Source organism: Alcaligenes aquatilis (assembly GCF_003076515.1).
Lineage (GTDB): Bacteria > Pseudomonadota > Gammaproteobacteria > Burkholderiales > Burkholderiaceae_B > Alcaligenes > Alcaligenes aquatilis.
On sequence record NZ_CP022390.1, the window covers coordinates 1,670,929 to 1,691,082 of the forward strand.

At 56.5% G+C, this 20,154-nt stretch carries 20 protein-coding genes; 12 read left to right on the forward strand and 8 right to left on the reverse strand.

The genetic code is table 11. The annotated features are described in order from the left end of the window. Positions 1-8: 8 nt before the first annotated feature. The 4 genes from CA948_RS07715 (at position 9) to CA948_RS07730 (ending at position 2,770) form a co-directional block, all read left to right on the forward strand. The gene (locus tag CA948_RS07715) at positions 9-626 is read left to right on the forward strand and encodes a Maf family protein (RefSeq protein WP_094197249.1); all 618 of its coding nucleotides are present in this window, start codon (positions 9-11) and stop codon (positions 624-626) included. A gap of 139 nt (positions 627-765) precedes the next feature. Beyond that, on the forward strand, positions 766-1,539 hold the full coding sequence (gene dsbG / locus CA948_RS07720; RefSeq protein WP_108727724.1) for a thiol:disulfide interchange protein DsbG: 774 nt from the start codon (positions 766-768) through the stop codon (positions 1,537-1,539). Between the two features lie 21 nt (positions 1,540-1,560). Then, positions 1,561-1,863: a DsrE family protein gene (locus CA948_RS07725; protein ID WP_108727725.1), complete on the forward strand. Its 303-nt coding sequence runs from the start codon at positions 1,561-1,563 to the stop codon at positions 1,861-1,863. Between the two features lie 133 nt (positions 1,864-1,996). Beyond that, the gene (locus CA948_RS07730) at positions 1,997-2,770 is read left to right on the forward strand and encodes a MipA/OmpV family protein (protein WP_108727726.1); all 774 of its coding nucleotides are present in this window, start codon (positions 1,997-1,999) and stop codon (positions 2,768-2,770) included. 7 nt (positions 2,771-2,777) lie between these two features. On the opposite strand, the gene CA948_RS07735 is transcribed toward CA948_RS07730, so the two are convergent. From CA948_RS07735 to CA948_RS07760, 6 genes are all read right to left on the reverse strand, one after another. Then, positions 2,778-3,155, reverse strand: coding sequence for an SUI1 family translation initiation factor (locus tag CA948_RS07735; protein ID WP_094197253.1), 378 nt, complete (start codon positions 3,153-3,155; stop codon positions 2,778-2,780). Positions 3,156-3,453: 298 nt separating this feature from the next. Further along, the gene (locus tag CA948_RS07740) at positions 3,454-4,908 is read right to left on the reverse strand and encodes a YdgA family protein (protein WP_094197254.1); all 1,455 of its coding nucleotides are present in this window, start codon (positions 4,906-4,908) and stop codon (positions 3,454-3,456) included. A gap of 78 nt (positions 4,909-4,986) precedes the next feature. Beyond that, a complete protein-coding gene (locus CA948_RS07745) occupies positions 4,987-5,862 on the reverse strand; it encodes an NAD(P)-dependent oxidoreductase (RefSeq protein ID WP_108727727.1) in 876 nt (291 codons plus the stop codon). A 116-nt stretch (positions 5,863-5,978) separates the two neighbouring features. Continuing rightward, on the reverse strand, positions 5,979-6,626 hold the full coding sequence (gene maiA, locus CA948_RS07750; RefSeq protein WP_108727728.1) for a maleylacetoacetate isomerase: 648 nt from the start codon (positions 6,624-6,626) through the stop codon (positions 5,979-5,981). 34 nt (positions 6,627-6,660) lie between these two features. Next, a complete protein-coding gene (gene ispH / locus CA948_RS07755) occupies positions 6,661-7,632 on the reverse strand; it encodes a 4-hydroxy-3-methylbut-2-enyl diphosphate reductase (RefSeq protein ID WP_108727729.1) in 972 nt (323 codons plus the stop codon). Further along, on the reverse strand, positions 7,632-8,108 hold the full coding sequence (locus tag CA948_RS07760; protein WP_223254057.1) for an FKBP-type peptidyl-prolyl cis-trans isomerase: 477 nt from the start codon (positions 8,106-8,108) through the stop codon (positions 7,632-7,634). Before CA948_RS07760 ends, ispH begins: the two co-directional genes overlap by 1 nt. A 49-nt stretch (positions 8,109-8,157) precedes the next feature. On the opposite strand from CA948_RS07760, the gene radC reads away from it, so the two are divergent. The 8 genes from radC (at position 8,158) to CA948_RS07800 (ending at position 17,675) form a co-directional block, all read left to right on the forward strand. Then, the gene (radC, locus tag CA948_RS07765) at positions 8,158-8,829 is read left to right on the forward strand and encodes a RadC family protein (RefSeq protein WP_108727730.1); all 672 of its coding nucleotides are present in this window, start codon (positions 8,158-8,160) and stop codon (positions 8,827-8,829) included. Positions 8,830-8,922: 93 nt separating this feature from the next. Further along, the gene (locus CA948_RS07770) at positions 8,923-9,765 is read left to right on the forward strand and encodes a MurR/RpiR family transcriptional regulator (protein WP_108727731.1); all 843 of its coding nucleotides are present in this window, start codon (positions 8,923-8,925) and stop codon (positions 9,763-9,765) included. Between the two features lie 302 nt (positions 9,766-10,067). Next, positions 10,068-11,486, forward strand: a complete 1,419-nt coding sequence (locus tag CA948_RS07775; protein WP_108728727.1) for an MFS transporter — start codon at positions 10,068-10,070, stop codon at positions 11,484-11,486. A gap of 38 nt (positions 11,487-11,524) precedes the next feature. Continuing rightward, positions 11,525-12,202: an aspartate/glutamate racemase family protein gene (locus CA948_RS07780; protein ID WP_108727732.1), complete on the forward strand. Its 678-nt coding sequence runs from the start codon at positions 11,525-11,527 to the stop codon at positions 12,200-12,202. Between the two features lie 29 nt (positions 12,203-12,231). Next, positions 12,232-13,557 carry an MFS transporter gene (locus CA948_RS07785; RefSeq protein ID WP_108727733.1) on the forward strand — a complete coding sequence of 442 codons (1,326 nt, stop codon included), beginning with the start codon at positions 12,232-12,234 and terminating at the stop codon, positions 13,555-13,557. 357 nt (positions 13,558-13,914) lie between these two features. Next, positions 13,915-14,181 carry a type B 50S ribosomal protein L31 gene (locus CA948_RS07790; protein WP_009456467.1) on the forward strand — a complete coding sequence of 89 codons (267 nt, stop codon included), beginning with the start codon at positions 13,915-13,917 and terminating at the stop codon, positions 14,179-14,181. 302 nt (positions 14,182-14,483) lie between these two features. Beyond that, on the forward strand, positions 14,484-16,244 hold the full coding sequence (locus CA948_RS07795; protein ID WP_108727734.1) for an ArnT family glycosyltransferase: 1,761 nt from the start codon (positions 14,484-14,486) through the stop codon (positions 16,242-16,244). Between the two features lie 9 nt (positions 16,245-16,253). Continuing rightward, positions 16,254-17,675 (forward strand): MATE family efflux transporter, encoded by a 1,422-nt coding sequence (locus CA948_RS07800; RefSeq protein WP_094197260.1) that lies wholly within the window; start codon positions 16,254-16,256, stop codon positions 17,673-17,675. A 208-nt stretch (positions 17,676-17,883) separates the two neighbouring features. On the opposite strand, the gene CA948_RS07805 is transcribed toward CA948_RS07800, so the two are convergent. Together CA948_RS07805 and CA948_RS07810 are read right to left on the reverse strand one after the other, a co-directional pair. Further along, positions 17,884-19,173, reverse strand: a complete 1,290-nt coding sequence (locus CA948_RS07805) for a quaternary amine ABC transporter ATP-binding protein (RefSeq protein WP_108727735.1) — start codon at positions 19,171-19,173, stop codon at positions 17,884-17,886. Continuing rightward, positions 19,170-20,027 (reverse strand): ABC transporter permease, encoded by an 858-nt coding sequence (locus tag CA948_RS07810; protein WP_094197262.1) that lies wholly within the window; start codon positions 20,025-20,027, stop codon positions 19,170-19,172. The genes CA948_RS07805 and CA948_RS07810 overlap by 4 nt, the downstream gene beginning before the upstream one ends. Between the last annotated feature and the right edge of the window lie 127 nt (positions 20,028-20,154).

The following is a 20,154-nucleotide window of genomic DNA, read 5'->3' on the forward strand; positions in this document are numbered from 1 at the left end:
GATTTTCTATGCCTTTTCAGCCCATCTACTTGGCCTCTGCCAGCCCGCGCCGCCACGACCTGCTCAACAGCATCCAGATTACTCATGAAGTCCTGAATGTACCCAGCCCTCCAGGCGAGGATGAACCCCGTCTGGAACAAGAGGCCGTGCTGGACTATGTTCGGCGTACCGCCCGCGACAAACTGCTGCGCGCGCTGGAATGGCGTGTACAGAACAGCAGCCTGGATCAAGAACGCGCTATTTTAAGTGCCGACACCACGGTCTGCATGGGCGAAGACATTTTTGGCAAACCTGCGGATCTGGACGACGCCGCACGTATCTTGCGCGAGCTCTCGGGCCGCCGTCACAAAGTGATGACAGCCTTGTCCCTGGGCGTAGGTGGAGTGGAATTTGAAAGCATCAGCATTAGCGAAGTCAGCTTCAAAACCCTAAACGAACAAGAAATTGCAGAATACTGTGCCAGCGGCGAACCTATGGGCAAAGCCGGAGCCTATGGCATTCAAGGCCTGGGTGGCGCATTTATCAGCCATTTGAGTGGCAGCTATACCGGCGTGATGGGTTTGCCTGTACACGAAACCTATCGCTTACTGGAATTGGCTAACCTGAAAATCCGCGCCCTCGGTTGAACCAAAGAAACGACCGAATCAGAACAGGCATGGGGAACTATCCAGGCAAGGCCCAGTCCCATCCTTTTATTCCATTTTGATCTTAGTATATATTTTCTTGGTATATACACTCACCGACTGTTTTGCAGGAATAACTACCATGTCGCTTTCTTCTTTTTCGATTCGTCTTGCCCTGGCCGGTTTGCTATGTGCAAGCACGGCCGCGCAAGCCGCCGACCGTCCCGCTGCACTGAAAGCCCTGGAAGAACAAGGGCTGTCTATTGTGGGCGAGTTTGATGCCCCCGGTGGCCTGAAAGCCTGGGGTGCCTATAGCGGAAATCGGGCTCTGGCTATCTACAACTTGCCCGATGGGCAGCATATGATGGTCGGCACCATGATCGATGCCAAAGGCGAAGAGGTACGTCCTGCAGGCCTGGACGAGCTGGTGCAACCGGCTATCGCCAAAGACATGCTGGGCAAGCTGGAAAAGTCCCGCTGGATCAAAGATGGCGACGATAAGGCCTCACGCGTGGTCTACGTCTTTACCGATCCCAACTGCCCTTACTGCATGCAGTTCTGGCAAATGGCCCGCCCCTGGGTTGAGTCCGGCAAGGTGCAACTGCGTCACATCATGGTGGGCATTCTGGCTCCCAGCAGCAGTCTGAAATCGGCCGCCATCCTGGCCGCCAAAGACCCAACCAAGGCCTTGAACGAGCACTCCCTGGCCATGCTGAAAGACCGCAGCGCCGGTGTGAAAGGGCTGGACAGCATACCCAGCGACATCGAGGCCGACCTGACCCGCAATGAAGATCTGATGATGGGCTGGGACTTGCGTGCCACCCCCGCCATGGTCTGGCAAGATGAGCAGGGTCGCATTCAAATGCAGACCGGCGCTTCGCCCGACATTGCCGAACGCGTTTTTGGCCCACGCTAATATCAAGCAGGATGTTTATTCATGAGTACTCGTGTTCTTTTGCATGCTCCTACTGTCGATGCCCTGGAGCGTGCCCGCAGCAATGCGCGCAACTTGCTCAAGGACATCCCGGATGCTCAGATTCGTATCATCGCCAATGCCCAGGCCGTTAAAGCCTGCGTAGAAGGCGCTGAACACGATTGCGACACCTACACCTACCTGTGTCCCAATACACTGCGCAATCAGGGCCTCAATGCACCAGAACGCTTCCAGACGCTGGAGCACGGGGCTATCACCGCGCTGGTGAAACTGCAGGCAGACAACTGGATTTACATTCGGGCCTGAGCAGATGTAGGCCTGGGACAACAGACCATACAGGCCGGTCATTATTTTACCTAAGCCTGTTCAAACCTTGATACGATAGCTAGGCTCGCGACAAGCGGGCCTGTTTTTACCCCGTATCACAAGGAAATCTGTTATGCCCACCCTCGCCCGTTCTGCTCTGCGCCCCTTCCTGCTACTGGCTGCTTTATGTGCTTTAGGAACCAGTCAGGCACTGGCGCAGCAAACCACGGTGGGTGTCGGCGTGGGTTTCGCCCCAAAATACGAAGGGGCCGACAGTTACAGTGGCCGTTTCTACCCTCTGCTGTCGCACCGTAACGGCCACTTTTTCCTGGCCCCAAAAGCAGGCATGCCTGCCATCGGCCTGCAAACCAATCTGACAGACAACTGGACTATCGGCACCTACGCCGCCCTGGCCCGCGCACGTAAATCCGGTGATGCCGACCGCCTGTACGGTACGGACGATATTGATCGTCACGGCAATCTGGGTGTATTTACTGCTTACCGACTAGGCAATGCCAAGATCGAAGGCAGTTACTACCAGGCACTGAAAAGCGGCTACGGCGCCACTGCCGTTCTAGATCTGAGTTACCGCCTCTGGAACGATCAGGACAGCAGCTTCTCGCTGGGTGCGGAATTGAAATGGTCCAACGAAAAAGCCATGCGCACCTACTTTGGCGTGAAATCGCATGAAGCTGCTGGCAGCAATGGCCAACTGCGCACGTACCGCCCTGACGCTGGTTTGCGCTCTTATGCCTTGTACGGCCAGTACACCCACAAGATCAGCGAAAGCTGGTCCCTGCAAGGTCTGCTCGGCGTGAACACTTTGGGTGAAGAAGCCAAGGACAGTCCGTTAGTCGAAAAGAAAAGCAGTGTCTTTGGTGGCGTAGGCTTGGGCTACAGCTTCTAATTCCCTATCAGGGTCTGCCAACCCGCTTGACCGTCAAGCCGTTGTGTTCCAGGCGTGCCTGCACAACGGCTCGATGATCACCCTGAATCTCCAGCGTTCCCTCTTTTAACGTCCCACCCGCCCCACACGCACTCTTCAGTTCTTTGACCAACGCCTTGAGCTGCTCTTCAGGCATCACCAGACCTGTTACCACGGTCACTCCCTTTCCTTTGCGTCCCTTGGTTTCCAGACTCAAGCGCACTGGCCCCTGAACCTGAGACAAGGCTTGTTCGCGCTTGTTTTCTTCGCAACGACACTGGTTCTGAGGCTGTCCGCAATCCGGACACACGCGTCCTTGTTCTGTGCTGTATACCAGCCTGGATAGCTGGTCCGATAAACTGGCCATGAGCTGGCTTCCTTCCAATTACTGAATCAAAACAAGCCTTCGGCTTGCGCTCCACCTCGCGGCCTGTATGCCGCTCGGATTCGCCTGGCATACAGCAGTCCACAATGGACTGCTGTATGTCCCGGCTCATCCCCAAGGGGGATTTTTTCCTTGGGGCGGCCCGGCGATAAAACAGCCCCCCACGCTACGCCTTCGGCTTGCTGCCCCCCAAGGGGGCTTTTTTCCTTGGGGCGGCCCGGCGGTAAAAAAAAGCCCACCGAATTTCGGTGGGCTTTACGCTGGACAAAGCCCAGATAAATTACATCATGCCCATCAGGACCAGACCCAGCAATTGCTCGGAGGTAAAGCGCTGGCCGTTGATATCGAACACGCGATCCTGACCATCGTACTTGATAACGGTAGAGATATCGTTTTCGTCATTCTTGATCATATTGGACTTGGCGTAAGGCGCCACAGCAGCATCCAGCATCATGTCCAGCATGGCAGCGTTGCCTTCCTCAGGCGTCAGGCCTTCGGCCTTGTCCATATCGGTAGCCAGACCACGCAGCATGGGCTTGGAGATCGAGACATCCAACTGAGCAGCAGGAATCGCTTCAACCCACAGCTCTGGGCTTTCTTTCAACTGTTGCAGCGTTGCATCGGGCTTTTGGAAGTCCACGCGCAAAGTGGCTTTGGACTCGCCAGCGGCAGTGTACCAACGCAGCGGCTCAATACGCAGCACAGGTTTTTGCTCCAGCGCTTGCAGAACCAGTTCCATTATCTTCTGAGCAGTTGGGCCATCAACCGAATCCATATCGTTTTGCAAATTGGAGTCGGAAATCAGCTTGGAGAGCGCAGAAATAGCAGGTGCATAGACGCGATCAAAGTTCATGGACAACTCAATCGAACCCAGATTGACCTTGTCCTCAAACACCAGATCACTGACCGTGTAGATGACCTTGGTATCGCTGATGGAGTCTTTGGTGACAGCGTCCGAGTTGACAGCGATTTGCTTGAAAGTGATGCCATCGGTCTCGGCGGTTTGCATCTTCACGTTATCCACGCTTAGCTTGCCAACCTGGGTGCCGTTTACATTGATGTCGCCATCTTGCTTGAAATCCACCACAAAGTTGGAGGCTTCCAGCTTCAATGGATCTTCGCTGATGTCATCGACGAACAGCTTGGGGAAGCTGCCAGTCACAACAATATCTTTGCTCTTGCCACCGGCTTTGGTGCGCAACTGGCCACCACTGAAATCCACACTGATTTCATTGCCTTGGTGCTTGATGGCTTCAAAGTGCACGTTGGTGTCCACGGCACCGTCAAAACCAACCAGGCTGTCTGCCCACAAAGGGGTCTTGTCGCCAGTCAGCTTGTACCAGCCTTCCGTGTCCTTGGTCTTGACCAGGGTGCTGCGCGACAAGGCGGCAACAGGAGTGAAGTTACCCAGAGCCATTGCCGACATAGGAAGCGGACCATGGCTGATCTTGTCATCAAAAGTCAGCTCCAGAGGCGCATCTTCAGCATCAGAAGGCTTGATAGTGATGGTGTAACGAGCGGTAGAGGAAAATACGCCACGCTGGTAATCCAGCACATTCATGACGACTGACTCGCTCAAGCCCATTTGCTGCATCTGCTCGGCAGCCAGGGTATTGAACTGGGCCACTTTCTCACTGACCAGCGCTTCAGTTTTCTTACCGGTATACCAAGTCGAACCGCCGTATGCAGCCGCTAACACGACAACCAGTGTGACTAGCCCTGTACTTTTTTTCATGACTTCCCTTTTGTAGATCTACAGTCCCAACTTTAAACAGCCGACATAATACCGAAACTAAGTTTGACTGAAGATGGTTTATTCCCCGTAATTGTAACTATTCACGTGCGTAATGCGAGCGACATCTTGTTCGCCCAGTCCCAAACGATGAGCCACACGGTAACTTTGCTGGGCTGCATGGGCCACGGGCATACTGGTATGACTGGCACTGGCCAACTCTGCCACCGTGTTCAAGTCCTTCAACATGGTGTCGACCGACGCTTTTACTTGATTGTCGCGCTGCGTCATGCGCGGCACGAACAATTGCAGCAGCACCGAATCGGCCCAACCTCCCCCCAGAGCCTCACTGATTTTAGAAGCATCCACACCATTATCATTGGCCAGGCTCAAGGCCTCGGCGATGGCGGTCAAGGTGGTGGCCACAATGGTCTGATTGCATAATTTTGTTACTTGGCCAGCCCCGACCGCCCCCATCAAGGTGACGCGCTGCGAATACGCCGCCAGTGCGGGGCGCACGCGCTCTAGCTGTGCCGCTTGTCCACCCACCATGATGGCCAATGTACCTTGTTCAGCCCCACCGACACCACCCGATACAGGGGCATCCAGCCAGTCAGCCCCGCAACGCTGCTGCAATTGGGCAGCCATCTCACGCGTCGCCCGAGGTGAAATCGAGGAGTGGTCTACCACAATCTGCAAGGTTCCGTGCACAGTGGCCAGGCCCTGCTCACCCAGAACGGTATCGTGCACTGCTTGGGCATCGAACACGCACAGGAATACGGCTTCACACTGCTGGGCCATTTGCGCTGGAGTATCACACCAACTTGCTCCTGCTTCCAATAGTGCAAGTGCCTTGTCTTTGGAGCGATTCCAGATACTGACCTGATAACCCGCCCCCAACAGGCGGCGCACCATCGGTTGACCCATTCGACCCAATCCACAAAAACCAATCTTCATGTTTTGTCCTTTACTCCCCCAGGCCGCCACATCAACGGCAATGAGGCAAGAAAAACCCGCCTATCAGGCGGGTGGATTCCGGCCAGCCCAGCTTCGGGCGGCCTTCACGTTTGGCGTCAGGCCGCATCAGGCTGACGGTCAGGAGCGGCTTCTTGAAACGCGGATAGTTCCAGACATTTTTCTTCCACCGCCAACAGGCGAGGAAAAGCAGTCAGGTCAATCTCAAAGCGACGCGCATTGAACATCTGGGGAATCAGGCAAATTTCAGCCATACCGGGCATATCACCAAAGATGAAGGCGTGACCTTTTTTGCCATGGCGTTGCACCAAGGCCTCCAGCCCCCCCAGTCCTACGCTGACCCAATGGCGATACCACTGATTGCGCGCATCTTCTTGGGCATGCAACTCGTTCTTCAAGTACTGCAGCACACGCAGATTATTCAATGGATGAATATCACAGGCCACGGTTTGAGCCATGGACCGCGCCCAGGCCCGCTCTGCTGAGGTTTTAGGCAAGAACGGCAGTTCGGGATAGCGTTCGTCCAAATATTCCAAAATAGCCAGGGATTGCGTGATGATCAAACCATCGTCGTCCAAGGCAGGCAACAACTGGACAGGGTTGATTTGCACATAATCTGGCTGATGCTGCTGACCGCCATCTTTAAGCAGATGCACAGGCTTGATCTGGTAATCCAGTCCCTTGAGGTTCAGACCAATCCGCACCCGGTAAGCGGCGGAACTGCGAAAGTAGCTATATAAAATCATCTTGTCTCCTGTCCACCCTGCAAAATTCGTTTTTTTATTTGTTCAGGTTTTCAATCTTGCGCGACAGCTCTCGGGGCAGCGGGAAGGCAATGTTTTCCTCCACCCCATCCAGGGCTCGTACACGACCCACGCCTAGTTCCTGCAAGCGCTGAATCACCTGATTGACCAGAACCTCCGGTGCCGATGCGCCGGCCGTCACACCCACGCGCTTTTTACCCACCAGCCAGGCCGGATCAATCATTTCCGGTTTATCCAACAGATAGGCTTCAGCGCCTTTGCGTTCAGCCACTTCGCGCAAACGATTCGAGTTCGAGCTATTGGTACTGCCCACCACCAGAACCAGGTCGCACTGAGGGGCCATGATCTTGACCGCATCCTGACGGTTCTGGGTGGCGTAACAGATATCGCTTTTCTTGGGTTCGACGATATTGGGGAAGCGTTCACGCAAGGCCTGGGCCACAACCGCCGCATCGTCCACGGACAAGGTGGTTTGCGTCACAAAGGCCAACTTGTCGGGATCAGCCACTTTCAGATTGGCGACGTCCTCGGGCGTTTCCACCAGGTACATGCCGCCGTCGGCCTGCCCCAAGGTGCCCTCAACTTCAGGGTGACCGACGTGACCAATCATGATGATTTCCCGGCCTTCGGCGCGCATGCGAGAGACCTCGATATGCACTTTGGTCACCAGCGGGCAGGTGGCGTCAAAGACTTTCAGGCCACGTTTTTCGGCATCGTCACGCACCTGACGCGAGACGCCGTGGGCCGAGAAAATCACGATCGCGCCCGAGGGAGCTTCGTCCAGCTCTTTAATAAAGATCGCCCCTTTGTTGCGCAGGTCTTCGACCACGTAACGGTTATGGACGATTTCATGACGCACATAGATTGGTGCGCCGTGCAATTCCAAGGCGCGTTCGACAATATCAATCGCGCGGTCGACCCCAGCACAGAATCCACGGGGCTGGGCCAGAACAACCTCAGCGTTCTGAACGGGAGTAACTTGACTCATTACAGAATCCCCAAAATATGAACATCCAGACGCAAGGCCACACCGGCCAAAGGATGGTTGAAATCGAACAAGGCCGTCTTGTCGTCGATTTCCTTGAGCACGCCCGAATAGCGGCTGCCATTCGGGGCGGCAAACTCCACCATGTCACCGGGTACGAACTCCACCCCTTCGGCAGCATTGCTGGCCAGCATTTCACGAGTGATGCGCTGCAAGAGGTCCGGATTACGGGCACCGTAGGCATCCTCGGGGGTGATGTCGAGCTGAAAGCGCTCGTCCTCACGGTGACCCAGCAATTTTTCTTCCATACCGGGGGCCCACTGACCATTGCCCAGTTGCAAGGTCGCCGGACGACCCGTAAAGGTATCCGCGAACACAGAGCCTGCCGCCGGGCCACTGGCCAGCTCTATACGATAGTGCAAAGTCAGGTAGGAATCCTGACGGACAATTCCAAGCTCGGAACTAGCAGAGTTACTCACGATCGCTCACTATAGAAAATCATTCAATTACCGCATTTTAACGTTTCTTATGGCCACATCCACTTTACGCCGCCAAGGGCCCCGCGAGCGCATGTTGGCGCACGGCCCTGCCTGCCTGAGCACCCCGGAACTGCTGGGTATTGTCCTGCGCACCGGTACACGCGGGCGCAATGCTGTCGAGCTCGGTCAGATGTTGCTGGAACATTTTAACGGACTCAAAGGATTATTATCGGCCGATGCGTCTGCCCTGCGTCAGCTGGACGGAATCGGGCCAGCCAAATGCGCGGAACTGTTGGTTATCCGGGAACTGCAACGCCGCTGTGCCCTGGAATCCCTGACCGGATTGCCAGTACTGAATCAGGCGGACAAGGTACGCGACTATTGCCTGGCCCATATTGGACATTTGCCCGTGGAGCACTGCCTGGCCCTGTTTCTGGACAATCAACTGCGCCTGATCTGCGCCGAGGAAATCAGCCGGGGCACCGTCAATCAGGCCTCGGTCTACCCACGGGAGATCTTGCGCGCTGCCCTGCGCCACCATAGCTGCGCCATTATTCTGGCGCACAATCACCCTTCTGGCGCTGCCTATCCCAGCGCGTCCGACATCAGGCTGACCCGGCACATACGTCAGGCACTGGCATTGGTAGATATACGTTTGTTGGACCATATTATTGTCACGCCCAGCCAGACTGTCTCCATGGCCGAACGCGGGGATCTGTAGCCGACCGGGTCCGGCGGAAACTGCCGGATTTTTGATACAGTTCCATGAGCTTCCCCGTAAAATCCTGAACACACTACAAGAGTACGGAGCGCCATGTCTGATCCCGCCGTGAAGTCCTTTGTTGGACGCGTACGTGACATTCTTCACGATCTATCCCCATCAGAGCGACGTCTGGCAGAATTTGCCCTGGATTTCCCAGGCGATCTGGCCGGCTACAGCGCGTCTGAGCTGGCATCTCTGGCCAATGTATCTAACGCCACGGTTACCCGCTTTATTCGGCGCCTGGGTTATAGCAACTACGAAGCGGCTCGCAAGCAAGTGCGCTCCGAAAAGAAAGCGGGCTCTCCCCTGCTGCTGGCCGCGACCGAGACAGAAGCCGAACGCTCGCTGGCCACACACCTGCAACAGAGCCAGAACAATCTGGCCTCCACCTACCGACGCATTCCCGACTCACTACTGCTAGAGATTGCCCAGGCCATTCTGGGCGCACGCAAAGTGTGGGTAATGGGGTTTCGATCCAGCCATGCTCTGGCCAATTACTTTCGCTGGCAGTTGCTGCAAATCGTCCCTGAAGCCCATCTGATTCCCGGCCCTGGCGAAACCATGGGGGAGCATCTGGCCGGCATACACGCCGACGATGTGGTGGTGATCTTTGCCCTGCGTCGCCGGGTGCGCAATATGGATCAGCTGATTAGGCAAATAGCTCAGCTGAACCCGAATGTGCTGCATATCACCGATCAACTCAGCGCCGAGAAAAGTGCCTGTCGCTGGACGTTGCGATGCGATGTCCAGTCGCCCGGTGTGCTGGACAACCACGTGGCGGTGATCGGCTTATGCCATTTGATTCTGAGTCAGATAATGGATCAGGCCGGCCCGGTTGGGCGTCGCCATTTGGGCATGGTGGAAGCTTTCCACGACAGTTTTCTGGAGCTGTAGACCGCTGAAACTGGCATCACAAACCCATCCACTGCTCATGCAGCCAAGAAGGTAAGTCAGCCCAGCACAAGTCAGGCTGCCAGAGGCTATCCCAAGAATCGAATAAGGATCATATGCAAAATGCGATGATCCTTTTTTTATTAAAACCCCTTTTTTATCAATGAATTAAAGAACAGAATAAAAAAACTGCAAAATCTTTCTCGTTAACCCTAGTTTTGAAAATATTTTTTCATATTAATAATGGCTGAAAAAATAATGTTATGGGCGGACGTGCCAAGCATGTCCTGAAACGAGGAGAAACCATGTCTAGCAAGCAGCAAACCTTGCCGGCCGACACCGAGCAGGCACAGGCCAGTTCTACGGCCAACAATCACACGGTTCAGCAGCAACTGGAAAACTCGCTGGAAACCATAGGCGTCACCAACTCACACCGCAAAGTGCTGGCCCTGATTTTGCTGGGCGTGCTGTTTGACGTGCTCGAGCAAAATGCCGTGGGCCTGGTAGGCCCGCTTCTACAGCAACACTGGGGGCTGACGCCTCGTGATGTCGGGTTTCTGAACACCTTGACCTTTGCCGCTGCGGCCCTGGGGCGCTTGCTATCTGGTTATATCGCCGACCACTATGGTCGCCGCGTCATGCTGACCATCAATCTGGCCCTGTTCACGCTGGGCGCGCTGATCTGCGCCCTGGCCCCCAGCTACTGGGTACTGGGCCTGGGTCGCATGATTGTGGGCTTTGGTCTGGGTGGCGAGATCTCGATTGCCGTCACTATGCTGGCCGAGTTCTGCTCCTCGCGCTTTCGCGGCACCGCCGTCGGTACGATCAACGTCGCGGGTGGCGGTCTGGGCAATATGCTGGCTCCGGCCTTCGGCTTGCTGGTCTTTACCCTCTTTCCCGGCCCCGAGAGCTGGCGCTGGGTGTTTGGCCTGCTGGTCATGCCCGCCTTCATGGTGCTGTTCTACCGTCGTTATATTCCTGAAACACCTCGCTTTCTGGTGTCGCAAGGCCGTATCGACGAGGCCAATCAGGTTTTGAATATTCTGGCCTCGGGCAAGCTGGGCCGACACGTTGCCAACCCCTACCCTTATCTGCACAGCGGCCCACAAGCGCAAAAAGCAGAGCGCGTACGCTTGAGCGAGATTTTCGAAGGCCCGCTGGCCATGCGCACGCTGGTCACCGGTATTGCCGTGTGCATGACCTACGGCGCGCAACTGACGGTTCTGACCCTGATGCCGACTCTGCTGGTAGAGCAAGGCTACTCCCTGGTGAAAAGCTATACCTTCACCATCCTGATGCAGTCGGGCAGCTTGCTGGGTGCCTTGACCGCCTCTTACCTGGGCTCCCGCGTGCCTCGCAAACGCGTCTTCACCTACGGAGCTTTACTGGCCTGCGCCAGTGGTCTGGCCTTTGGCTTTCTAAGCTTCAATATCTACCTGGTGTTGCTGTTCGGTGCGGCCTTCCAGTTCTGCGTACTGTTGCTGAACACCACGATCTGGATTTTCTCTCCCGAGCTGTATCCCACCCGCGTCCGCGCCTTTGGTACCGCCTTCATTCTGGCGCTGGGCACCTTGGCGGGCGCATTTATCCCCACGCTTAGCGGCTGGGTGCTGGAAGGCTACGGTGTCGCCGGCATGTTCACCTTAATGGCGGGCATGTATGTCACCTTTGCCGCCGTCCTGCAGTTGGCGCCCGAAACCTTTGGCCGCCCCCTGGATACCTGATTCACTTGATAAGCCGCATTACAGCGGCTCCTGTATTTATGTCTCATACCGTACTGCTCATCAACCCCAATACTTCCCGCCCCACCACCGACATGATGGTTGCGCTTGCCCAGGCTTGCTTTCAGAGCCTGCAGCGCAGCGACATCCTGGTCCGGGGGCTGACCGCCCCCGAGGGACCGGGCATGTTGACCGAAATGGAGGAACTGGAGCAAGCCGCCGCCATCGCCAGGCACCCGCTGATACTGGCCCAGGCGCAAGGCTCGGACGGCATCATCATCGGTGCTTTTGGTGATCCCGGCCTGCAGGCCCTGACTGAGCACGTAAAGGTGCCAGTCATCGGCATAGGCCAGGCTTCCATGCTGCAGGCCACCCGAGCAGGCACCCCTTTTGGCATTGCCACCACGACGCCCGGCCTGGAGCAATCCATTCTGGACCAAGTACAGCGCTATGGCTGGAGCAACCAGTTCTCCGGCCTGCGCCTGACCCCTACCGCCCCGCTGGATCTGGCCCAGGCCCCTGAACGTCAGGATCAGGAGCTGGCCGACAGTGTCGTGGCATGTATCGAACAGGACGGTGCCCGCGCCGTCATCATCGGCGGCGGCCCCCTGGCTCAAAGCGCCCAAGCGCTGCAAAGCAGGCTGGCTGTGCCGGTGATCAACCCCATCATTGCTGCCTGCGAGCTTATGGCCGAGCGCCTGCCCCCAGATCAGCCATAACACGCTGTACCACACAAGGAGACACCCTCATGACGAGCAGCACCCTTGCGGACGGAGCCCAGGCCCCATCCGCCAGCAAGCAGGAACTGGATCAGATTTACAAAAAAGTGATGTGGCGCATTTTGCCCTTCATCTTTTTGCTTTGGATGCTGGCCTGGATAGACAGGCTCAACATCGGTTTTGCCAAGCTGCAAATGCAGCCCGAACTGGGGTTCTCCGAAACCGTTTACGGCATAGGCGCCGGTATTTTCTTTTTGGGCTACTTCTTTTTTGAAGTGCCCAGCAACTGGTTGCTGCTGCGTATTGGCGCGCGCAAGACCCTGGCCCGTATCGCTTTTGGCTGGGGCCTGATCTGCGTGCTGATGATGTTTACCAAAACGGCCGCCTACTTTTATGTGATGCGCTTTTTGCTGGGCGCTTTTGAGGCGGGTTTCCAGCCCGGTGTATTGCTGTTCCTGACCTTCTGGTTCCCGGCCCATCGTCGCGCCAAAGCGTTTGCGGTCTTTATTTCCGCCTCGGCGGTGGCTTCGGTTGTGGGCGCACCACTGGCCGGTTTCATCATGACGCGTCTGGATGGCGTCAATGATTGGTCCGGTTGGCAATGGTTATTCCTGCTAGAAGGCCTGCCGACGATTTTCGCAGGCATTCTGGCAGTGATGTTCATTGTGGACAGCCCGGAAAAAGCCAGTTGGTTAAGCCTGCGAGAGAAAGACCTGATCAAACAGGAGTTAGTGCTGGACGCCAAGGCCGCAGGCCCGCGCGAGCACAGCTTCAAGAAAGCCTTGGGCAATGCCGATCTGTGGACCCTGACCCTGATGTTCTTTGGCATCGTGGCCGCGAACTCCACGTTGGCCTTTTTTGCCCCCACCCTGGTACGCTCGCTAGGCCCGACCGATCCGCTACAAGTTGGTTTACTGGTAGGCCTGGTCTATGTTTTTGGAGCTATTTTCCAGTTGACGCTGGGCTTTAGTGCCGACCGTCGCCGCGAAGCCCGACTGCACACGGGCATTCCCGTCATCATCGGCGCGATCGGTCTGGCTGGTGTGGGTCTGTTCCTGGGCAACAATACGACGATGGCTTTTATCAGCCTGATTGTGGCCGTATCCGGCACCATGGGCTGCATTCCGGTGTATTGGCAATTGCCTAATGCCGTACTGGCTGGCTCGGCAGCCGCTATCGGTGTGGCCTTCATCAACTCCGTAGCTAATCTGGCCGGCTTCGGCGCCCCCTTCATGTTGGGTGCGCTGAAAGATTCCAGCGGTAACTTCCAAAGTGGTTTGTGGATTATTGCGGCGCTGGAACTGGCCGTCGGTATCTGGATTCTGTCTTTCCGCAAGCGCAGGCAAACCACCTGAGCGCCTTGAAAAGCAAGGATCAGGACCGCGAAAAGGCTGGCAAACTGGCCGTTTTCGGGGCCTGTCCACCCGCCAGCGAGCGAGACCCTGTTGCACTTGTGCCGCGCTTTGACGGAGTTTTCTTTGAAAAGCGGCGGCTCGATGCTAAAATCTCAGGCTTCATCGGATACGTGGCAAAAAGTCTTTAGGCATTATTCAATCGGGCGGGATGTAAAACCCAAACCCGGTTAAAAAAACAGCCCTCTAGCTTTTTAGTGCCGGTAGTTACAAGAAAGATTGAAAATCTGCCCTGTGCAGCTTTGTTTTTGTAAATACGTGCCTTGCTGGCGGTCCTTATTTGTCAAAACAGGAATCATCATGAAAGAAGGCATTCACCCAGAATACCGTGACGTGGTGTTTCTGGATCTGCAAACGGGCAACTCCTTTATCACCCGTTCCACTGTCCAGACTCGCGAAACCACCGAAAAAGACGGTCAGACTTACCCGCTGTTCAAGTGTGACGTGACGTCCGAGTCGCACCCCTTCTACACGGGCGCTCAAACCCGTATCGTGGAAACTGGCCGCGTTGAAAAATTCCGCGCCCGTTTTGCCCGTACGGCTGGTACCGTCAAGAAAGGCGAATAAGCTCTCTTTCTCGACATACCGCGTTCAGCGCAAAAAAGGCAGCTTCGGCTGCCTTTTTTACCGCCAGGCCGCCCCAAGGCTCGGCGCCCCCGGTAAAAAGCCCCCCTCGGGGATGAGCCCGGACACACAGCAGTCCATTGCGGACTGTTGTGTGCCTGGCGAATCCGAGCGGCATGCAAGCCGCGAGGTAGAGCGCAAGCCGAAGGCGCAGCGTGGGGGTCCTTTTTTAGCGTACATTTCCCGGCCAAGGCGCCCCCTTTGCATTAAGATAGGGCGAATCAACAGACTGTTTTACCCTAGACGTGTCATCTAGCCTCATACCCACCTCCACCCCTGCCCGCCTGACTGCTACCGCTGCCGTCAAACTTCCCCGACTGGTCCTGCTTGTTGTGGGGACAATTTACATTCTTGCGGGTCTGTTTTTCCGTGATCCCTGGAAGGCAGACGATGTCATCGGGCTTGCAACCATGCTGACCGCTTTGTCTGATCCCAGCGGTCAGGCTTTGCTGTTGCCGCAGGTGGGCGATCTGGCGCATGCCCAGGACGGGCCGCTGACGACCTGGCTGGGGGCGCTGTTCATTACGCTGTTTGCGCCGCTGCTCAAGCTGTTCACCTCCGAACTGAACGCCAATATTGTGGCGTCCCGCCTGCCCAATTTACTGTGGTTCGGCATGCTGGCAGCCTCGGTCTGGCACAGTGCCTACTGGCTGGCCCGTCGTCCCGAAGCCCAACCGTTACGCCTGCCCTTTGGGGGGGAGCCCTCGCCCACCGCCTATGGGCGCATGATTGCCGACGCCACCTTGCTGCTGACAGTGGCCACAGTGGGCATCATCTGGCGCATGCATGAAACGTCGGAAGTGCCGGCCATCATTGCTTTCCAAGCCCTGGCCTTGTACAGCCTGGTACGCATGTTCGACCGCCCAGCCTCAGGTGCAATCATGCTGGGCCTGTCTTTGGGCGCCTGCTTTCTGACCCGTGGCTGGCTGGGCGCTGGCCCCATTATGCTGGCCACTGCGCTGTGCTTTATTCCACGCGGCCCCTTGCGCCAGCACAGCCAATGGCTGGCCCTGAGTGCCGTGCTGACCCTGGCCATCATTATGGCCTGGTGGATCCCGGCCAAGCGTGTCAGCGTGTACTGGACTGAACAGTGGCGTCTGTGGCATCTGGCAGCCTGGGGCTGGGCCGGATTCAAGGAGCAGTTGAATAATCTGCGCGACTTGCTCTGGTTCCTCTGGCCTATCTGGCCGTTGGCATTGCTGGCGCTGTGGCAATGGCGCAGCTGGCTCAAAGCCCCGCATATTTACGTACCTGCCATCAGTTTTCTGGTTCCGCTCATCAGCCTATTATTCATGCGCGATGCCTTCGAGCCCGAATACGCCTTGCTGGTCGTGCCTTGCGCCATCCTGGCTGCTTTCTCGCTGCCCACCCTGCGTCGTGGCGTCATCAACACGCTGGACTGGTTTGCCATCATGTGTTTCTCGCTGACAGCGGCAACCGTCTGGCTGGGCTGGTTTGCTCAGCAAACCGGATGGCCACGGCAGATTTCGCAAAATATTGCCCGCCAGACGCAAGGCTATGACACCTTTATCTCCTGGCCGGTCATGATTATTGCCGTGCTCGGCACCGTCGCCTGGATCGCACTGGTGCGCTGGCGCTTGTCCTCCAACCCGCCAGGGCTGTTGCGTGGCACAGTCTTGTCTGCAGGTGGCCTCATTACCACCTGGCTCTTGCTGGTGACTTTATGGATGCCCTCGCTGGACTACGTACGTAGCTACCGCGATGTATCCGGCGAACTGTCTGCCGCCCTGCAGGCGCACAAGCAAGCCGGTGAATGCCTGCGCTCCTGGGGGCTGGGTTCGGGGCAACGAGCATCCTTTCTGGTATTTAACAACATCAATATCAATTTTGATAACCGCTGCTCCTTGGTACTGGAACAGTTTTCCCTGCGCGACCTGAAAGATGGCAAGGCCCCCATTCCCGACAATGCGGTCCAGCTCTGGCAAGGTAAACGCGGGCCAGATCGCCACGAGGCTTTCCGTCTGCTGCGAGTGCAAGCTCAGTAAGTTTCAATCATGTCCTCCGTGTTTCATCGCAACTGGAAAGGCCAGGCAGGTCAGATCCTGCGTCAGGCCTGGCCTGTGCTCGTTGGCTCCTGGGCAGGTATCGCCTTTGGTGTTCTGGATACCGTTATGGTCGGCCACAGCAGCCCGATCGACCTACAGGCCATGGGCCTGGGCGTATCCATTTACATCACCGTTTTTATTGGCTTGATGGGCGTCATCCACGCTCTGATTCCTATCATTGCGCAGCAATTTGGCGCGCGCCGCCTGACAGAAGTGGGCCGCTGGTGGGGGCAAGGCGTGTGGCTGGCCCTTTTGCTGACCTTGATCGGCACCCTGGCGCTGGCCTTTCCCAATATATGGTTACGCTGGTCGGGCGACTTAAGCCCTGAGGTTCACGACCGGGTGACCTGGTATTTACGCAGTCTGATCTTGGCTCTACCCGCCGCCCTGGTATTCCGAACCATTTATTGCCTGGGTACCGCCACATCGCGCCCCAAGGCCGTCATGCTGATCAATCTGTTCAGCGTGGCCTTCAAGGCCCTGTTCAACTGGGTGCTGATTTTCGGGAAATTTGGACTACCGGCCATGGGCGCCGTCGGCTCAGGTTTGGCCACTACGGTAGTGTCCTGGCTGATGCTGGCGGCAGGCCTGTGGTTGCTGCGTACCGACCGCTACTACAAGCCGTTTACGCTGCGACTGGGGCTACCCAACTGGGCGGCCCAAAAAGAACTGCTGCGTCTGGGTCTGCCTATGGGCGGCTCCTACCTGATCGAGATCTGCGCCTTCAGCTTCATGGCACTGCTGGTCGCCCGCGAGGGAGTCTTTGCATCGGGTGCGCACCAGATCATGGCCAATCTGGCCGCCGTCTGCTTTATGGTGCCGATGGCCGTGGGCGTTGCCGCTGCCTCAGTCAGCGCTCAAGCGATTGGTGCGAGGCAATATCATCGCGCCCGCCAAGTGGGAATGCTGAGTCTGGCAATCGTGCTGGCGGGGGTGACCTTAACGATTACCCTATTGGTGCTGCTGCGTCCGACCTTGGCCCATGCCTACACCGATGATGCCGATGTCGCACTCCGGGCTTTGCTGTTGCTGCAACTACTGCCCTTTTTCCACTTTTTCGATGCGTTCCAATGCCTGATTTCCTATCTGCTGCGCGCGTATAAAGTGGCTTTTGTCCCCATGCTGCTGCAATTCTTTGCCTTGAGCGTACTGGGTTTGGGTGGAGGGTGGTGGCTGGGTTTTGGACCTGCAGCCGGATCGCTGGAAGGCGTTATTCAATGGCTGGCACCGGGAGCACCTGTGGGGGCGGCCAGCTTATGGACCATGTCCAGCCTGGGCCTGGGGGCTTCTGCCTTGTTGCTGCTGTTCTGGTACGTTCATATTTTGCGCATCTACAATCCGACAAGGCGCAAGACGCAGGCGTCCCAATAAGCCAGACCTGGGGCACTGACACTCACTCAGTCCACGGCAAACTCAGACGCTCCGATACTGACTACCCTGTGCTTTTTTACTCTTTGCTCAGCCTCAAAAGCCCAAGGCCGAAATACGGTAAATCTTCAACGCGCAAACATATAAAAAAAACGGGACCAGTTGAATAACTGGTCCCGTTTTTTCTGTTGCCTTACCAAGACAAGGAAACTCAGGCAGCAGGCTTACTGCCTTCAATAGCTTCCGCAAGCTTGACGGTATCGTCTGTAGTTGAATCCGAGGACGCATCCGCCTCTGCCTGCGCCGACTCCTCAACCGCATCAATCAATGGGCTGACCAGGTCCACGACCTTGCTACGCGATAGCAGGCCCAGGAACTCATCATTCTCCCCAGTCACTGCCAAAGGTTCGCTGCTACGCAGCAATTGCCCCAGAATTTCATCCAGCCCCATGGTCGCGGGCACTGAACTCATTTCATCCACAAAGCCGGAGATGTCCCGTGCGCCTTGCTGCACCGCTTCCTGGGCACTGGAACGCATCAAGACACCGGCCAGGCGCTTGCCATCTAGCACAGGCGCATAACGCACGCCCCGTTCGCTCAAGCGCTCCAGCGCATGAACAGCACGGGTACGCATGGTGAAGGTCAATGTCTTGCTGGAATCGCGCACCGCATGGGCCGCATTCAGCACCTTGCTGCGGTTCACGTCTTGCAAGAAAGCCTGTACATAATCGCTGGCGGGCGAGAGCAAAATATCTTCGGGCGAACCTTCCTGGACCAGCTCACCATCTTTCAGAATGGCGATCCGGTTACCCAGGCGCAGGGCCTCATCCAGATCATGCGTAATAAACACAATGGTCTTGTTCAGACGGGCCTGAAGCTCCAGCAACTGATCCTGCATTTCACGTCGAATCAGCGGATCCAACGCCGAAAACGCTTCGTCCATCAAGAGGATGTCCGCATCGGTGGCCAAAGCGCGTGCCAGGCCCACACGTTGCTGCATACCGCCAGACAACTGATGGGGATACTGTTTTTCAAACCCCTGCAGACCCACCTGCTCCAGCCAATAAGTGGCCTTCTCTTCCCGGGCGGCGCGGCCCATGCCCTGCACCTGCAGGCCATAAGCGGCATTTTCCAGCACGGTACGATGCGGAAACAGGCCAAAGCGCTGAAAGACCATGCTGATCTTTTGCTGACGGAACTGCATCAGAGCCTTGCCATCCAGACTCATCACGTCCACATCATCCACCAGAATTTGCCCTGCCGTCGGTTCAATCAAACGGTTGAAGTGGCGAATCAAGGTGGACTTGCCTGAACCGGACAAGCCCATGATGACGTAAATACTGCCAGGCTCGATAGACAGGCTGATATCGCGCAGACCCAGCGTATGACCGCTTTTGGCCAGCAGCTCATCTTTGCGAACACCGTCACAAGCCTCTTGCAGCCAGCGCTCGGGTTGCGAGCCAAAGATCTTATAAATATTGCGAACTTCAATCTTGCTCATGAGGCCTCCCGCGTCTGAAAGCGGCGACCGAACTCTTGCGTAATACGGTCAAACAAGATTGCCAACAGCACAATACCCAAACCGGCCATCAGGCCACGGCCCACTTGCAGGCGGTTAATGCCTTGCAGCACTTCGTAGCCCAGCCCTCGCACACCGATCATGGAAGCGATCACCACCATGGCCAGGGCCATCATGGTTGTCTGGTTAATACCGGCCATGATGTTAGGCATGGCCAGGGGCAGTTGCACCCCGTAGAGCTGCTGCCAACGATTGGACCCAAAAGAACGCGAGGCTTCCAGCACTTCACTGTCGACCAGACGTATTCCCAGATCCGTCAAACGAATGACAGGCGCAATGGCATAAATGATGGTGGCAATCAGGGCGGCGATCTTGCCCAGATTGAACAGCATCACCACCGGAATCAGATAGACAAAGCTGGGCATGGTTTGCATCACATCCAGGATCGGCATCATGATGCGGCGCAGCCAGTTAAAGCTGGCCATCAACAAACCTAGTGGTATGCCTATCAGGACAGACAGGAAAACGGCCACGATCATCAGCGCCAGGGTCTGCATGGCTGCATCCCACAAGCCAATCAAACCGATGGCGAACAACATCGCCCCCATGGCGACGGAGAACAGAACCCGACGACTGGCAGCCCAACCCAGCACCACCACCACCAACACAACCGCCCACCAAGGGCTGCTGCGTAAGACGGACTCCATAAAAACCAGCATATCCAGCAAAGGCTGGGTCATGGCGCGCAAGGCACTGGAATAATTGTCAACCAGATCACCCACGAACTGATCGATGGGCAAACGTAAGGCGCGCGGATCAATCAACTCAGGAAACATAAAAAACACTCCGTAAAACTCGTGCATGTGGCGCGGGCGTGCCGCCCGGCCATGAGCCTGCCGGCCACAAACTGACCAGGCACAAAAGCGAGGTACGGCTCAGTGCCCACACCCCGAAGGATGCCGA

Coding starts and splice junctions, on each gene's coding strand:
- CA948_RS07725 (WP_108727725.1), top strand. CDS start 1,561: ATGAGTACTCGTGTTCTTTTGCATGCTCCTACTGTCGATGCCCTGGAG.
- CA948_RS07780 (WP_108727732.1), top strand. CDS start 11,525: ATGTCTCATACCGTACTGCTCATCAACCCCAATACTTCCCGCCCCACC.
- CA948_RS07745 (WP_108727727.1), bottom strand. CDS start 5,862: ATGAAGATTGGTTTTTGTGGATTGGGTCGAATGGGTCAACCGATGGTG.
- ispH (WP_108727729.1), bottom strand. CDS start 7,632: ATGAGTCAAGTTACTCCCGTTCAGAACGCTGAGGTTGTTCTGGCCCAG.
- CA948_RS07790 (WP_009456467.1), top strand. CDS start 13,915: ATGAAAGAAGGCATTCACCCAGAATACCGTGACGTGGTGTTTCTGGAT.
- CA948_RS07785 (WP_108727733.1), top strand. CDS start 12,232: ATGACGAGCAGCACCCTTGCGGACGGAGCCCAGGCCCCATCCGCCAGC.
- dsbG (WP_108727724.1), top strand. CDS start 766: ATGTCGCTTTCTTCTTTTTCGATTCGTCTTGCCCTGGCCGGTTTGCTA.
- CA948_RS07730 (WP_108727726.1), top strand. CDS start 1,997: ATGCCCACCCTCGCCCGTTCTGCTCTGCGCCCCTTCCTGCTACTGGCT.
- CA948_RS07740 (WP_094197254.1), bottom strand. CDS start 4,908: ATGAAAAAAAGTACAGGGCTAGTCACACTGGTTGTCGTGTTAGCGGCT.
- CA948_RS07715 (WP_094197249.1), top strand. CDS start 9: ATGCCTTTTCAGCCCATCTACTTGGCCTCTGCCAGCCCGCGCCGCCAC.
- CA948_RS07770 (WP_108727731.1), top strand. CDS start 8,923: ATGTCTGATCCCGCCGTGAAGTCCTTTGTTGGACGCGTACGTGACATT.
- CA948_RS07735 (WP_094197253.1), bottom strand. CDS start 3,155: ATGGCCAGTTTATCGGACCAGCTATCCAGGCTGGTATACAGCACAGAA.
- CA948_RS07805 (WP_108727735.1), bottom strand. CDS start 19,173: ATGAGCAAGATTGAAGTTCGCAATATTTATAAGATCTTTGGCTCGCAA.
- CA948_RS07775 (WP_108728727.1), top strand. CDS start 10,068: ATGTCTAGCAAGCAGCAAACCTTGCCGGCCGACACCGAGCAGGCACAG.
- CA948_RS07800 (WP_094197260.1), top strand. CDS start 16,254: ATGTCCTCCGTGTTTCATCGCAACTGGAAAGGCCAGGCAGGTCAGATC.
- CA948_RS07810 (WP_094197262.1), bottom strand. CDS start 20,027: ATGTTTCCTGAGTTGATTGATCCGCGCGCCTTACGTTTGCCCATCGAT.
- maiA (WP_108727728.1), bottom strand. CDS start 6,626: ATGATTTTATATAGCTACTTTCGCAGTTCCGCCGCTTACCGGGTGCGG.
- radC (WP_108727730.1), top strand. CDS start 8,158: ATGGCCACATCCACTTTACGCCGCCAAGGGCCCCGCGAGCGCATGTTG.